Source organism: Mycobacterium sp. GA-0227b (assembly GCF_001499855.1).
In the GTDB taxonomy this organism is placed as follows: Bacteria; Actinomycetota; Actinomycetes; order Mycobacteriales; family Mycobacteriaceae; genus Mycobacterium.
This window is the reverse complement of record NZ_LQIK01000032.1, coordinates 294,593-309,790: the sequence shown is the minus strand read 5'-3', so window position 1 is coordinate 309,790 and position 15,198 is coordinate 294,593. Positions and strand designations below refer to the sequence as shown.

Here is a 15,198-nt window from a genome sequence, read left to right as displayed (position 1 = left end):
CCGACGCGAGCCGGCCGGCCCCGATCACCTCCACGCGGCCCTCGATGACGACGAGGACGGCGTCCTTCTCTTCGGACCGCAGCAATGCGCGCACATCCTCGGCCGAGATCATGTCTGGTTCCGTCGCTCACTCATTTCCTAGCTATGCCCGCTGACCGACCGATCTATGCGACCGCCAGCGCGGCGAGCATCGCCACGCACGTGACGAGGTCGAGCGGCAACCGCACGAGGCTGCGCCGCGTCCAACGCACCGCCGCCGTCTCGTCGACTTCCGCCGGATCGGTCCGTTCGAAGGCCATCGCCTTGGGCACGAAGTCGAGCAGCGACCACACCCGCATCACCGCGTGGCTGACCAGCGCAACCAGCAGCGCGGCTCGCACATCGGACGCGCTCCACGCCGCGACGAGCGCGACGATGAGCAGCACCTCGAACACCGTGTGCGCGGGAATCCAGAACCGGCGCCGCGAGATCCCGCCGTTGCGGGACTGGATGATCCCCGGCCGCTTGGGCCAGACCGGGTCGATGACGACGGTTTCGTAGAGTCCTCCTCCGAGCAGCACGGCGGCCATCAGCGTGGCGGCGGCGATCAGGACGAGCGTCGGGGTCCACATCACCGCCGATTATTACGGGGCGTCCAGAAGTGCGGCACCTTCTCGACGGCGCGAAGGATGGCGATGACACGATCGGCACATGGCTGTGATCGCTCCGTTCCGCATCGCCGTGCCGGACGAAGACCTCGAGGACCTGCAAACGCGGCTGCGACGCATCCGATGGCCGGACGCCGAATGCGTCGACGACTGGAGCCAGGGCATCCCGCTGGACTACACCCGCGAACTCGCGACGTACTGGGCCGACGGGTACGACTGGCGCGCCCGCGAGCGGGCGTTGAACCGGTTCGACCAGTACACCACCGAGATCGACGGCCTCGAGATTCATTTCATCCACCAGCGCTCACCGCACGCCGACGCGTTCCCGCTACTGATCACCCACGGCTGGCCGGGGTCGGTGGTCGAATTCCACAAGATCATCGAGCCGCTGACCGAACGCGGGTTCGACGTGGTGTGCCCGTCGCTGCCCGGTTACGGGTTCTCCGGTAAACCAACCCGTACCGGGTGGGGCGTCGAGCGGATCGCGACGGCGTGGGAGACGCTGATGGGCCGACTGGGATACGAGCGCTACGGCGCCCAGGGCGGCGACTGGGGGTCGGCGGTCACCACGCAGATCGGCCGCAACGCGGGCGACCGGAGCCGCGCCGGCGGCGACATCAGCAGATGCGTGGCCATTCACACGAACATGCCGATCGCCCGGCCGCCGAAGGATCTGACCGACCCCACCGACGAGGAGAAGGCCGCGCTGGCCGCGGGCGCCCACTACGGCAAGTGGGAATCGGGCTACATGAGGCAGCAGGCGACCCGGCCGCAGACGCTGGGGTACGGCTTGGTGGACTCCCCGGTCGGGCAGTTGGCGTGGATCGTTGAGAAGTTCTGGGCCTGGGCGGACTGCGACGGCCATCCCGAGAACGTGCTGAGCCGCGACGAGATGCTCGACAACGTCATGTTCTACTGGCTGACCGCGTCGGGCGCCTCCTCGGCGCGGCTGTACTGGGAGAGCTTCGCCAACTTCGGCGGCGGCCGCTACGTCGCGCTGCCCACCGGCGTCGCCTCGTTCCCGAAGGAGATCGGCCGCCCGCCGCGCAGCTGGTGCGAGCAGAACTACAACATCACGCACTGGACGACGATGCCGCGCGGCGGACACTTTGCGGCCTTCGAGCAACCGGAGCTCTTCGTCGACGACGTCGCCGCGTTCTTCGCTAGCGTGCGGTAGATGCGCACACTGGAAGCCGACTATCTGGTGATCGGCGCCGGCGCGATGGGGCTCGCGTTCACCGACACGCTGGTCGGCGAGTCCGATGCCACGGTCGTGATGGTGGATCGCAACGACCAGCCCGGCGGACACTGGACGACGGCGTACCCGTTCGTGCGGCTGCACCAGCCATCGGCCTACTACGGCGTGAACTCCCGCGGGCTGGGCAGCGACTCCATCGACCAATTCGGGCTCAACGCAGGCTATTACGAGTTGGCCAGCGGCGCTGAGGTGTGCGCGTATTTCGACGCGGTGATGCGCCAGCACCTGCTGCCGACCGGGCGGGTGACGTACCTGCCGATGAGCGAGTATCTGGGCGACGGGCGGGTGCGCACTCTCGGCGGTGAGGACGTCGAAGTCGTCGCGCGGCGGGTGGTGACCACCCATGTGGAGATCATCGTGCCGTCGATGCGACGCCCCTCGTATGCCGTTGCGCCAGGGGTGGATGTGGTGCCGCCCAACGAGTTGCCGCGGATCCGCGAGGCGCGCGACCGCTATGTCATCGTCGGCGCCGGCAAGACGGCGATGGACTCATGCCTGTGGCTGCTGCGGCACGGCGTCGCGCCCGAGCGCGTCACGTGGATCAAGCCCCGCGAGTCCTGGGTGCTGGATCGAGCGGCGATCCAACCCGGCAGGGAGTTCGCGCAGGTGGTTTTGCGCGATTTCGGCAACCAGCTCGCCGCCGTGCAGGAGGCCGACTCGCTTCCTGATCTGTTCGACCGCCTGGAGGACAAGGGTTGCCTGCAGCGCATCGACGGGTCCGTCGAGCCGACGATGTACCGGTGCGCGATCCTGTCGCAGGCGGAGCTCACCGAGTTGCGCCGCATCGGGGACGTCGTGCGGATGGGCCATGTTCGAGCGGTCGAGCCGGGTCGCATCACGCTCGACGACGGGGTCCGCGACGTCGAGCCCTCTGTGCTGTACATCGATTGCAGCGCAGACGGTTTGGGTAAGGAACCGGTGACGACGGTGTTCAGCGGCGACCGCATCGCCCTGCAGACGGTGCGCACCTGCCAGCCGGCCTTCAGCGCATCGGTGATCGCGCATGTCGAGGCGGCGTATCCGGACGATGACACGCGCAACTCGTTCTGCCGGCCGGTTCCGTATCCGCACATACCGGCCGACTGGCTTCGAATGATGCTGATTTTCAACGAGAATCAACTGAAGTGGTTCTCCGACCCGGACATGATGGCGTGGGTCGACGCGGCCCGCCTCAACGCCCTGCACCATGTGACCGCCAATGTCAGCGTGCGGGCGCGGGAGCGGATCATCTCGATGCTCACCTCGCAGCTGCCGGCGATCAACGAGAAGCTGGAAGAGCTGCTGGCGCAGGCCTGATTCGTCGAAACTGCACACAGATCGTGAAATCGCTCAAAATCTCGATCTCTGCGCAGTTTCGATGGTGGTGCGCCCCTAGGCCAGCGACTGCACGGGGCGGCATCCCCCACGAAGATCACCACCGTTCCAGTGAGGGGACTACTGTGTGAAAGCTGGCACCCGCCGACGTCGCTCGAGGTCACGAGCGCAATGTTGTCAATGACATCGGGTTGGGTACCCCGCAATGTAACGCCCGGCTTGAGCCGGGCGATTAAGCTCGATGTATCTGCGTTTCAGTAGCAATCTGTGCGAGGGAGAGAGTCCACACATGATCAAACTGTCGTTGAGCAAGATGGCTGTCGGGTTCGGGGGTTTGGCGTTGGCGTTGACCGCCGGGGCCGGGGTCGCGTCGGCGCAGCCCAATCTGGATTCAGCCGTGAACACAACCTGTAGCTACCAGCAGCTGGAGGCAGCGGCAAACGCGGCGGATCCATCGATGGCGTCGAAACTCAGCAGCGACCCGATGTTGCAGGCCGGCGTCCGTCAGTTCCTCGCGGCACCGCCCGCTCAGCGCCAGATGATGGCCCAGCAGATCGCGAGCATGCCGGCAAATCAGCCCTACCTCGGCTTGTATCAGCAGATTTTCGATACCTGCCAGAATTTCTGAGCCCACGTAGCGGTCGTCCGTAGCGGGTAACCAGCTGGCGGCCGGGAATGGCAGCACCGAGCGCTCAGCGGCGTCGCCGCTGAGCGCCGTGCTGCGTGGCCTGCGCAGCTACGGCGTCGGGCTTACGCCAGCGACTGCACCCACGCCCGGTGCAGCGCGGCGTAGCGGCCGTCGCTGCGGGCGATGAGATCGGCGGGCGTACCGTCCTCGACGACCCGGCCGTGCTCGAGCACCAGCACCCGGTCGGCGATCTGCACCGTCGAGAGTCGGTGCGCGATGACGAGCGCCGTGCGGTCGGCGAGCACCGTCTCCAGCGCCCGCTGAACCATGCGTTCGCTGGGAATGTCCAGCGACGACGTCGCCTCGTCGAGGATCAGCACCGCGGGGTCGGCGAGAAACGCCCGCGCGAACGCGACGAGTTGGCGCTGCCCCGCCGACAGCCGGCCACCCCGTTTGGCGACGTCGGTGGCGTATCCGTCGGGTAGCGCGGCGATGAACCGATCGGCTCCGACGGCTTCGGCGGCCGCAGCGACCTGCGCATCGGTGGCGTCGGGCCGGCCGAACCGGATGTTGTCGGCGATGGTCCCGTCGAACATGAAGTTCTCCTGGGTGACCATCACGACGTGGCGACGCAGTTCGATCTGCGACAGCTCGCGCAGGTCGACGCCGTCCAAGGTGACCGAACCCGACGTCGGATCGTAGAAGCGGGCGATCAGCTTGGCGATCGTCGTCTTACCCGCACCGGTGGTGCCGACCAGCGCGACGGTCTGTCCCGCGGGCACCTCGAGCGTCAACCCCGGCAGCACCGGACGGTCCGGAACGTACGCGAACCGCACGTCGCGGAACGCGATCTCGCCGCGCACGTCGGTCAGCGCGACGGCACGGGCGGGGTCCTTGATGCCCGGCCGCTCGGCGAGCACGCCGGCCAGTTTCTCCAGCGCCGACGACGCCGACTGGAACATGTTGAAGAACTGCGAGATCTCCTGCATGGGCTCGAAGAACATCCGCAGGTACAGCAGGAACGCGGTCAGCGTGCCGATCGTCATGTCGCCGTTGAGCACGCGATAGCCGCCGTAGAGCAGCACCACGCCGGTGGTGAGGTTGCCGACGAGCTTGACCCCCGGCATGAAGATCGCGAGCAGGCGGAAGGTGCGCTCGTTGTCGGCCTTGTAGCGGTCGGCGATGTCTTCGAAGATCTGCTGATTACGCGGTTCGCGCCGGTAGGCCTGCACGGCCTTGATGCCGGTCATGGTTTCGACGAACTGCACGATCACCAAAGCGGCGCTCTCCCGAACCCGGCGATACGTCCTGGCCGACTCGTTGCGGAACCACCACACCAGCACGATCAGCACCGGGAACGCGCCCAGGCACATCAACCCGAGCCGCCAGTCGAGTGTGACCAGCAGGATCGCAGTGCCGAAGAGTGTGAGCACCGCGGTGACCAGGCTGTCGAAGCCGGTTTCCAGCATGTCCTGGATGGCCTCGACGTCGTTGGTGGACCGGCTGACCACCCGACCCGAGGTGTATCGCTCGTGAAACGCGATGTCGAGCCGCTGGAAATGCCGAAACACCCGGCGGCGCAACTCCCGAAGCACCTTCTGCCCGATACGGCCCGAGCGCCGCAGGAAGAACATCCGGCTGGTGGCCTGAACCACCACCACGACGGCGAGAACACCGATGATCATCAGCAGCGTGTGAGCCGCACCGCCCTCGATGATCGGGGGAATCCCGTGGTCGATACCGCGCTGGACGAGAATCGGAACCGACAGGCGCGCAGCGTTCTCCACCACCACGACGAGCGCGAGCAGCGCGACCGTGAAGCGGTACGGGCGCAGCAGCGAGCCCAGCAGCGCTCGCGCTTCGCGGCGTCGGTCGATGCTCTCGTCGATCGGCAGGTCGTCCTGCTCCTCATCGAACTTGCCGCGCCACTCGGTGGTCGCGGTATCCGGGGTGTCGGTGGCAGTCATCGGCGCTCCGACTCCGAGGTGACGTTGGGCCCACGCGCAAGCAGGGGACGACGCGGTGGCTCCTCCTCGACCAGGTGATCGAGGCGTGTGCGGTCCTCCTCGTCCTCCCATGTGGGGATGCGTTCACAGCCGTCGTCGAGCTCGTCGTCCGCGGCCAGCAGGTAGCGGTACTGCGGCACCCCCGCCAGCAGCTCGGCATGGGTGCCGACGTGGGTGATGGTCCCGTTCTCCAGCAACGCGACCTTGTCGGCGAGCAGAACCGTCGACGCCCGATGGGCGACAACGATGCCGGTGACGGAGTGCAGCACGCGCCGCAGCGCCTCCTCGACGACCGCCTCGGTGTGCACGTCGAGCGCCGACAGCGTGTCGTCGAGCACGAGGATTTTCGGCGCCGCCAGGATCGCGCGCGCGAGCGACAGCCGTTGGCGCTGGCCGCCGGACAGGCTCATGCCCTGCTCACCGATGCGGGTGTCCAAGCCGAACGGCAGGTCGTAGACGAATTGCGCGGCGGCGACCTCGACGGCCTGACGCAACTCGGCGTCGGTGGCCGGGTTTTCCCGGGGGCGGCCCAGCGCCAGGTTCTCGGCCACCGACATGGAGAACAGTGTCGGGTCCTCGAACGCGGTGGCCACCGTCTGACGCAGCGCGGGCAGGCTCAGCTCGCGGATGTCGCGGCCGTCGATGCAGATCGCTCCCTCGGTGACGTCGTAGAGCCGCGACAGCAGCGCGGCCAGCACCGACTTGCCCGCGCCCGTCGACCCGACCAGCGCCAGCGTCTCCCCCGGCTCGACCGTGACGGTGACGTGGCGCAATGCCCAATTGTCCGGCTCGCCGGACGGCGCCACTTCGTCGGGGGCGGCGTCGGGAAATCGGAAGCCCACATCGATGAGCTCGAGGCGCCCGCCGCGTGGCGGCTGGTCGACGGTGCCGTCGACGATTTCACGTGGCGCGTCGAAGATCTCGGCGATCCGGTTGGCGGCGGTGAACGACTCCTGCGTCATCGACAACAAGAAGCCCAGCGACGCGATCGGCCACACCAGCGACAGCATCATCGTGATGAACGCGACCAGCGTGCCCATGGTGACGTGGCCGTGGCCGGCGGCGTAGGCGCCGAAGCCGAGCACGACGATCAACGTCAGGTTCGGGATGACCTCGAGCAGCGTCCAGAACTTCGCCGACACCGACACCCGATCCAGCTGCGTGTCATACAGATTCGTGAGCTGTTCGTCGAACCGGTCGTAGACGTAGTCCTCGCGGCCGAAGGACTTGACCACCCGCAGACCCAGCGCGGACTCCTCGACGTGGGTGGCGACGTGGCCGGCCTGGTCCTGAGCCAATCGCGACAGCCGGGTGTACTCCTGCTGAAAGTGCAGGATCGTCAACGTGATCGGCACGATCGACACCACCACGACCACGCCCAGCGGCCAGTACATCGCCAGCAGGATCACGGTCACCACGGTGATCTGCAGGCCGTTGAGCAGGAGAAAGAGCAGGCCGAAGGACATGAAGCGGCGAATCGTGCTGAGGTCGTTCATGATTCGCGACAGCAGCTGACCGGACTGCCAGCGGCCGTGGAAACTCATCGGCAAGATCTGCAGCCGGGCGTAGAGGTCCTTGCGGATGTCGGCCTCGACCCCCATGGTGGCGCGCGCCGCCAGCCAACGGCGGATGAACCACAGCACCGCCTCGCAGATGCCGACACCCATGGCGGCGGCGCCCAGCAGCCAGAGGCCCTGTGGGTTCTGATGCCGGACCGGACCGTCGATGACGGCCTTGGTCATCAGCGGGATCGCCACGGTGGCGGCCAGGCTGGCGATCGCGACGGTGACCATCGCGATCCAGCGCGCGCGGTACGGCATCAGGTACGGCAGCATCCGCCACAGGTCCGAGCTCGCGCGTCGGCGTTGCGGTGGCGGGGCGATGGCCGGCGCTGAGCGCAGGGCATGAACTACGGGGTCAACCACTGAGTCCATGTTCCCATGCGGGGCAACTTGATAACCGCCTCGCCGAAACCGACGAATTGGCGGAAATCGTCGTCGCGAATCGACCAAAACGTCGGTCTCGACGTGATGGTGGTCATGCCGCGACGCCTTCCTCCTGATCGCCGAACTGGGTTTCGTACAGGTCGGCGTAACGGCCCCGAGTCGCGAGCAGTTCGAAGTGGGTGCCCCGTTCAACGATGCGGCCGTCCTCGACGACGAGGATGAGGTCGGCCGCACGCACGGTCGACAGCCGGTGGGCGATGACGATCGAGGTGCGGCCCGCCAGCGCCTCGGTCAGCGCCTGTTGCACGGCGGCCTCGGATTCGGAGTCCAGCGACGCGGTGGCCTCGTCGAGCACGACCACGCGTGACCGGCCCAGCAGCAACCGCGCGATGGTCAGCCGCTGCCGCTGCCCGCCCGACAAGCGGTAGCCGCGCTCGCCGACGACGGTGTCGAGTCCGTCGGGCATGTCGGCGACCACGTCGGCGAGCCGGGCGCGGTCGAGCGCGTCCCACAGTTCCTCGTCCGTCGCTTCGGGCGCCGCGAGCGTGAGGTTGGCGCGGATCGACTCGTGGAACAGGTGGCCGTCCTGGGTGACCACTCCGATGGTGTTCTTCAGCGAATCGAACGTCAGGTCGCGGACGTCGACGCCGTTGAGCTTTATGGAACCGGAGCCTCCGTCTGATGTCGCCGCGTCCGCGGCTCCGATGTCGTAGAGACGGGCGATCAGCGACGCGATCGTCGACTTGCCCGCGCCCGACGAGCCGACCAGCGCGACCATCTGCCCCGGTCGCGCGGTGAACGAAATGCCGTGCAGCACTTCCTCACCGCCCCGATGGTCGAGGACCGCGACCTCTTCCAGCGAGGCCAGCGACACCTTGTCCGCCGCCGGGTAGGAGAATCGCACATCGTCGAACTTCACTTCGACGGGTCCGTCCGGGACCGCGACGGCGTTCGGCCTCTCCCGGATCAGCGGCTGCAGGTCGAGCACCTCGAAGACCCGCTCGAAAGACACCAGCGCGGTGGCGATCTCGACGTGGGCGTTGGCCAGCGCGGTCAGCGGCGCGTACAACCGGGTCAACAGCAGGGCCAGCGACACGATCGCCCCCGCCTGCAGGTGGCCACCGATGGCCAGCACGCCGCCGAGCCCGTACACCAATGCCAGCGCCAACGCCGACATCAGCGTCAGCGAGTTCATGAAGACCGACTGCAGCATCGCGGTCTTCACGCCGATGTCGCGTACGCGTCCCGCGCGCACCCCGAACTCCCGCGATTCGGTCGCCGGATTGCCGAACAGCTTCACCAGCGTGGCGCCCGGCGCCGAGAACCGTTCGGTCATCTGTGTGTTCATCGTCGCGTTGTGGGCGGCGGCCTCGCGGGACAGCCGCGCCATGGTGGCGCCGATCCGTCGGGCGGGCACGATGAACAGCGGCACCAGCACCAGCGACAGCAGCGTGATCTGCCACGAGATCGACAGCATCACCACCAACGTCAGCGTGAGCGTCACAAGGTTCGACACGACACCGGACAGCGTGTCGGAGAACGCCCGCTGCGCGCCCATCACGTCGTTGCCGAGCCGGCTGACCAGCGCGCCGGTGCGAGTGCGGGTGAAGAATGCGACCGGCATCCGCTGCACGTGGTCGAACACCGCAGTGCGCAGATCGAGGATGAGGCCCTCGCCGATGGTCGCCGACAGCCAGCGGGTCACCAGCGAGGCGGCCGTCTCGGCGAGCGCCACCGCCGCGATGACCGCCGCCAGCAACAGGACCGTGCGGAGCGAGTCCCCGGTGATCGCGTCGACGACCTTGCCCGCCAGTACCGGCGTGGCGACGCCCAGAAGCGCGCCGACGACGCTGACCGCGACGAACGCACGCAGCCGCGGGTGATGCCGACCGGCGAAACTCCAGATGCGGCGCAGCAGCGCGGGGTTGAGAAGCGACCGCAAATCGCCGCCCCGGGCGTGTGACTGCCGGTACAGCGTCTGGCGGGCGACCGTTTCGATGCTCATCGATTCACCGTAGAACCTCAACAATGGATGAGGTCAACGGCTTCCCGCACCGCCAGCGAATGGCGGCCTACGCGTCGATGCGGGCGAACTGACTGTGCCGGTACTGCTCGACACATGTCGCCCGCCGGACCTTGCCGCTCGTGGTGATGGGTATCGAACCGGGCGGTACCAGAACAAGATCGGCGACGTTGAGGCCGTGCGAGTTGGAGATCGCCGAGGTGACCTCGCGCTTGACCTCGGCGAGCTTCTCTGAGGCCTCCTGCTCGGAGTCGCCCCGCTTCTTGGCCTCGATGATGACGACGAGTTTCTCGGTCTGACGATCGGGAACCGCGATCGCCGCGCACCGGCCGCGCGTGATCTCCTGGACCGTCGCCTCGATGTCGTCGGGTGAGTGGTTGCGCCCGTACACGATCAACAGATCCTTGATGCGGCCGATGACGAAGACCTCGTCGTCGAAAACGAAACCCTGATCCCCGGTGCGCAGCCACGGCCCCTCGGGTGTGCCATCGGATGGCGCGACGATCTTCGCGCCGAACGTGGCCGCGGTTTCCTCGGGCTTCTGCCAATAGCCCAGCGCGACGTTCTCGCCGTGCACCCAGATCTCGCCCGTCACCCCCGCCGGGCATTCGGTCATCGTGTCGGGATCAACGATCCGAACGGTCGGCGACTGCGGCACACCGTAGCTGACCAACGGTGTACCACCGCCGTTCTCGCACCGCTCCGCCTTACCGGCGGTCAGCTTGTCGGAGTCGAACCGGACGACTTTCGGTGCCTGATTCGGCCGTCCGGTCACCACGTACACCGTCGCCTCCGCCAGGCCATACCCGGGCCGCAGCACCGTATCGCGAAGGTTGAAGCGGGCGAACCGCTCAGTGAAGCGCTTTATGGTGGCGGGGTTTATCCGCTCGCTACCGCTACCGATGCCACGCACTTCCCCGAGATCGAGCCCGGCCATGTCTTCGTCGGACGTCTTCTTCGCGGCTATCTCGAAAGCGAAATTCGGCGCCGACGAAAACGCGTATCTGTTGCTGGCCAGCAACTGCATCCACCGGGCCGGCCGCTGCAGGAAGGCCATCGGGCTCATGAGCACAGCGTGAAGTCCCGCCAGGACCGGCACAAAGATTCCGACCATCAGACCCATGTCGTGATAGAACGGCAGCCACGACACGACGGTGGTGTCCGGCGGGGGCACATTGCCGTCGTCGGCGAACAAGTCGGCCATCAGCTGCCCGAAATTGATCAGAAGATTCCTGTTCGACACCATGACACCCGCCGGCGCACGCGTCGACCCGGACGTGTACTGCAGATACGCGATGCCTGGGCCGCCCGCGCTCTCTACGTCGGATATCGGCGGCGCGTCCAGGTCCAGCAAGTCGACGGCGACCACTGCTGGAACGGATTGGCCGCTCTGCGACTGTACGGACGCCGTGACGCTGTCGACGACGGCCGACGTCGTGAGAACGACGGTCGGCGACGAATCGCGCAGCACCGAGTCGACGCGCTCATCGGTGACGCCACCCATCGGCACCGAAAGCGGAACCGCGATGAGTCCGGCCTGCAGCGCGCCGTAGAACGCGACGATGTAGTCAAGCCCCTGCGGTGCCGAAATCACCGCCCGGTCACCGGGCGACGCGGCACCTTTGAGCGCAATGGCGACGTTCGTCGTCCGCCGGTACAGCTGCGACCACGTCAGGCTTTCGGGTACACCGTTCCAGTCCTGGTCGTAGTCGATGAACGTGAACGCTGTGTCATCGGGCTGAAAACCGGCGCGCTCGCGGAGAATAGCAGCAGGGGAAGACTCGTTCACAGCGGTTCACACCTTCCGTAGGGAGATTCGATAGAGGTTCGTGTGCTCGAGCCGAAACTGCCTCACCGACGCTTCGAGGTACCTTTCGTAGACCGACACCTTCTCCGGGCCCACGATCGCTTCCGCCTCAACCCGATTGCTGCGTAGCCTTTCGAGCCACGCAGAACATGTGAGTGCGTAGTGTTCGCGATGGTTGAGCACCGACCTGATCTCGAAGAGCTTCTCGGCAGCATGCGCGATTTCGGCGAGCCTCGGGGGATCCGATTCCGGAAATATGTGCTCCGCTATGAACAGACAATCGCGCAGCCCTTGCTCGTCCATGACGACGTTCCCCTTGCCGATCGTCTGCAACGCCAGACCCGCGCCGGGATTGAGCCACTCGTAACACTTTTCGAAGAATCGTCGATACGCCGCGACTCTGTCCGACCGTTTCCAGCCGAACTTGACGAAGTGCTCCATGGCCCCGATCGAGATGGCAGCGTCATACCGTTCATCTGGCTGGAAATCCGCCCAGTCCCGGACAAGCACTTCCAATCGAGGATCGCCCAGGCCCTCCACGTGATGAGCCTGGGCTTCACTCAAAGTCAGACCCGTGGCATGTTGCACGCCGTGTTCGGCAACCAGCCGTTGCATGACCGAGCCCCACCCACACCCGATGTCCAACACACGTGCGCACCCCTTCGCGCCTGCCTCGGACACGAGATAATCGATCTTGCGTAGCTGAGCCGCCGCGAGATCATCGGCTTGCCCATCCCACAAGGCACACGAATACGTCATCGACTCGTCGAGCCAGAGTGAGTAGAACTTGTTGCTTATATCGTAGTGGTGCTGAATGGATTCGGGCGATGCGCCGCGCTGGCTTATCGTTGTCATTTCCTCCCCTTCAATCGAATTGTCCCCCACCTATGCGTCGATACGGGCGAATTGGCCGTGCCGGTACTGCTCGACACATGCCGCCCTGGGGTGCCAGTCGATCCGTGCGGTTCGAGCTCCGCGTCGAGTTCGACGTCCGCCGGTACGAGAGGTGACCACGTCATGCTCTCGGGGGCGCCGTTGCGGTCCCGCTCACTGGCGTGCTCGCACAGCACGTCCACAAGGGAGGTCTCGATCACCCGAATCACGTTACTGCGGCCGTCGCGGCCCCACTGCCGAACGCGAAACTTAGGTAGCCGACAAATTCCCCGTCCGGACCTCCGCGATTCCGACCAGCACCACGACCTGCGGTTTTATCTTCTCGACTCTCCCGCGCATCGTCGGGACTGGCCGTGGATGCGTTTGCCGACGGTGCTCTACATCGGACCGCCGAATCCGCATGTGACCCGCGGCGGGCGGGTCCTCTATACGGTGCGAGCCAGTCGCTCGGCGAGCAGCCCGGCGAACTTGGCTGGATCGTCGGGAATGTCGCCTTCGGCGAGAAGCGCTGTGCCGTACAGCAGTTCGGCGGTATCGACCAGCCGACTCAGTTGAGCGTCGTCGCTCTTGCCGTGCGCCTTTTGCAGCCCAGTGACGAGCGGGTGGTTCGGATTCAGCTCGAGAATCCGCTTCGAGACCGGAACCGATTGCCCGGAGGCGCGGTACATCCGCGCCAGCGCCGGCGTGATGCCGAACGTGGGGGTGATCAGGCACGCCGGCGACTCGGTGAGGCGCATCGACAGCCGCACATCGGAGACATGATCACTCAACGTCTCCTTCAGCCAGCCGAGCAGCCCCGCGAATTCCTTCTCCTGCTCCTCGCGCTCGGCCTCGCTTCTCTCCTCCTCCGAGTCGAGATCGACCTCGCCTCTTGCCACCGACTGCAGCGGCTTGCCGTCGAACTCGGGCACCGATCCCACCCAGATCTCGTCGACCGGGTCGGTGAGCAGCAGCACCTCGTAGCCCTTCGCCCGGAACGCCTCCAGGTGAGGGGATTTCAGCAGTTGTTCACGGGACTGTCCGGTGGCGAAGAAGATCTGCTCCTGACCCTCTTTCATGCGCTCGGCGTACTCGGCGAGTGTGGTGGGCTCCTCGTCGCTGTGCGTCGACGCGAACGACGAAATCCGCAGCAGCGTGTCGCGGTTGTCGAAGTCCGACATCAAGCCCTCTTTGAGGACCGGCCCGAATTGGGTCCAGAACGTGCGGTAGTCCTCGGGACGCTCGGACTGCAGATCCTGGATCGTCGACAGGACCTTCTTGGTCAGCCGGCGGCGGATCGCGGTGACCTGCCGGTCCTGCTGGAGGATTTCGCGGGAAACGTTGAGCGACATGTCCTGTGCGTCGACGACCCCCTTGACGAAACGCAGGTACCTGGGCATCAGCTCTTCGCAGTCGCCCATGATGAAGACGCGCTTGACGTACAGCTGCACCCCGATCTTGGCGTCGCGGGTGAACAGGTCGAACGGTGCTTGTGACGGGATGAAGAGCAGGGCCTGGTACTCGAAGGTGCCCTCGGCCTTCATCGCGATCACCTCGAGCGGGTCGTCCCAGGCGTGCGCGATGTGCTTGTAGAACTCCTTGTACTCCTCCTCGGAGACCTCGTCTTTCGACTTGGCCCACAGTGCCTTCATCGAGTTGAGGGTCTGCGTTTCGACGGTGGCGGTTTCCTGCCCGGTTTCGGGGCCGCCCTCCTCCGTCGGCGGGGTGCGCCGCTCGACCTGCATCCGGATCGGCCAGGAGATGAAATCCGAATACTTCTTGACCAGCTCGCGAATCTTCCACTCCGCGGTGTAGTCGTGCAGCTGGTCGTCGGCGTCTTCGGGTTTGAGGTGCAGCGTGACCGACGTGCCCTGCGGGGCCCCTGCATCCGAGGCGTCGACGGATTCGATGGTGTAGGTCGCCTCACCGCTCGACACCCACCGGGTGGCTTCGCTCTCGCCGGCCTTACGGGTGAGCAGCTCGACCTTGTCGGCCACCATGAACGTCGAATAGAAACCGATACCGAACTGACCGATCAGTTCCTCGGAGGCCGCCGCGTCCTTGGCTTCACGCAATTGCTGACGCAGCTGTCCTGTGCCCGACTTGGCCAGCGTGCCGATCAAGTCCACGACTTCGTCGTGTGTCATACCGATACCGTTGTCGCGAACGGTCAGCGTGCGCGCCTCAGTGTCCACCTCGATCTCGATGTGCAGATCCGAGGCGTCGACGTCGAGGTCCTTATTACGCAGGCTCTCCAGCCGCAATTTGTCCAATGCGTCGGAGGCGTTCGAGATCAACTCCCGCAGAAAGGAGTCCTTGTTCGAGTACACCGAGTGGATCAGCAAATCCAGCAGTTGGCGCGCCTCCGCCTGAAATTCCAACTGTTCGACGTGTGCAGTCATGTGCTTCCTCTGGTGACACAGGCTTTGGTTGCAGGTATCCGGAAGGATAATAGCGACTGCGTCGTCGTCGCGCGTTTGCAGCAACCTGGCGAACACAGGCGGATACACTCCATGAAGGGGCGGGGGACAAGGGGGACCCATCATCGTTGCTGATCCGGCAGCCCGGGATGGATTGTTCGGATTTCGAGACAATTCACCAGGCGCGAAATTACCGTCATTGCTTGTGAATGCCTGTCGACGCAAACCGATGCCGCCGCTGAGAAACACGCGCCGGGGCGCCGATATTCGCGCCGT

General features: G+C 65.8%; 10 protein-coding genes. 3 read left to right on the top strand and 7 right to left on the bottom strand.

Annotation, left to right across the window (positions count from 1 at the left end):
• Positions 1-164 precede the first annotated feature (164 nt).
• Positions 165-611 carry a hypothetical protein gene (locus AU185_RS21985; protein WP_059098192.1) on the bottom strand — a complete coding sequence of 149 codons (447 nt, stop codon included), beginning with the start codon at positions 609-611 and terminating at the stop codon, positions 165-167.
• A gap of 79 nt (positions 612-690) precedes the next feature.
• Between AU185_RS21985 and AU185_RS21980 the strand changes: the two genes are divergently transcribed.
• The 3 genes from AU185_RS21980 (at position 691) to AU185_RS21970 (ending at position 3,847) form a co-directional block, all read left to right on the top strand.
• Positions 691-1,824 (top strand): epoxide hydrolase family protein, encoded by a 1,134-nt coding sequence (locus AU185_RS21980; RefSeq protein WP_059098193.1) that lies wholly within the window; start codon positions 691-693, stop codon positions 1,822-1,824.
• Positions 1,825-3,201, top strand: coding sequence for an NAD(P)-binding protein (locus AU185_RS21975; RefSeq protein WP_059098194.1), 1,377 nt, complete (start codon positions 1,825-1,827; stop codon positions 3,199-3,201). It abuts the gene before it with no gap.
• A gap of 307 nt (positions 3,202-3,508) precedes the next feature.
• Positions 3,509-3,847: a hemophore-related protein gene (locus tag AU185_RS21970; RefSeq protein WP_172800258.1), complete on the top strand. Its 339-nt coding sequence runs from the start codon at positions 3,509-3,511 to the stop codon at positions 3,845-3,847.
• Between the two features lie 122 nt (positions 3,848-3,969).
• On the opposite strand, the gene AU185_RS21965 is transcribed toward AU185_RS21970, so the two are convergent.
• The 6 genes from AU185_RS21965 to htpG all read right to left on the bottom strand — a co-directional run bounded on the left by AU185_RS21965 (position 3,970) and on the right by htpG (position 14,904).
• The gene (locus AU185_RS21965; protein WP_059098195.1) at positions 3,970-5,814 is read right to left on the bottom strand and encodes an ABC transporter ATP-binding protein; all 1,845 of its coding nucleotides are present in this window, start codon (positions 5,812-5,814) and stop codon (positions 3,970-3,972) included.
• Positions 5,811-7,787 (bottom strand): ABC transporter ATP-binding protein, encoded by a 1,977-nt coding sequence (locus AU185_RS21960; RefSeq protein ID WP_059098196.1) that lies wholly within the window; start codon positions 7,785-7,787, stop codon positions 5,811-5,813. Before AU185_RS21960 ends, AU185_RS21965 begins: the two co-directional genes overlap by 4 nt.
• 103 nt (positions 7,788-7,890) lie before the next feature.
• A complete protein-coding gene (locus AU185_RS21955) occupies positions 7,891-9,804 on the bottom strand; it encodes an ABC transporter ATP-binding protein (protein WP_059098197.1) in 1,914 nt (637 codons plus the stop codon).
• 67 nt (positions 9,805-9,871) lie between these two features.
• On the bottom strand, positions 9,872-11,611 hold the full coding sequence (locus AU185_RS21950; protein WP_059098198.1) for an AMP-binding protein: 1,740 nt from the start codon (positions 11,609-11,611) through the stop codon (positions 9,872-9,874).
• Between the two features lie 6 nt (positions 11,612-11,617).
• Entirely contained in the window at positions 11,618-12,514 is an 897-nt protein-coding gene (locus AU185_RS21945; RefSeq protein WP_231740234.1) for an SAM-dependent methyltransferase, read from the bottom strand.
• Positions 12,515-12,948: 434 nt separating this feature from the next.
• On the bottom strand, positions 12,949-14,904 hold the full coding sequence (htpG, locus tag AU185_RS21940) for a molecular chaperone HtpG (protein ID WP_059098199.1): 1,956 nt from the start codon (positions 14,902-14,904) through the stop codon (positions 12,949-12,951).
• Positions 14,905-15,198: the final 294 nt, after the last annotated feature.

What these genes read in the sequence shown, in the direction of transcription:
- AU185_RS21960 (WP_059098196.1), bottom strand. Translation starts at nt 7,787, where the DNA reads ATGGACTCAGTGGTTGACCCCGTAGTTCATGCCCTGCGCTCAGCGCCG.
- AU185_RS21975 (WP_059098194.1), top strand. Translation starts at nt 1,825, where the DNA reads ATGCGCACACTGGAAGCCGACTATCTGGTGATCGGCGCCGGCGCGATG.
- AU185_RS21970 (WP_172800258.1), top strand. Translation starts at nt 3,509, where the DNA reads ATGATCAAACTGTCGTTGAGCAAGATGGCTGTCGGGTTCGGGGGTTTG.
- AU185_RS21965 (WP_059098195.1), bottom strand. Translation starts at nt 5,814, where the DNA reads ATGACTGCCACCGACACCCCGGATACCGCGACCACCGAGTGGCGCGGC.
- AU185_RS21980 (WP_059098193.1), top strand. Translation starts at nt 691, where the DNA reads ATGGCTGTGATCGCTCCGTTCCGCATCGCCGTGCCGGACGAAGACCTC.
- AU185_RS21985 (WP_059098192.1), bottom strand. Translation starts at nt 611, where the DNA reads ATGTGGACCCCGACGCTCGTCCTGATCGCCGCCGCCACGCTGATGGCC.
- htpG (WP_059098199.1), bottom strand. Translation starts at nt 14,904, where the DNA reads ATGACTGCACACGTCGAACAGTTGGAATTTCAGGCGGAGGCGCGCCAA.
- AU185_RS21955 (WP_059098197.1), bottom strand. Translation starts at nt 9,804, where the DNA reads ATGAGCATCGAAACGGTCGCCCGCCAGACGCTGTACCGGCAGTCACAC.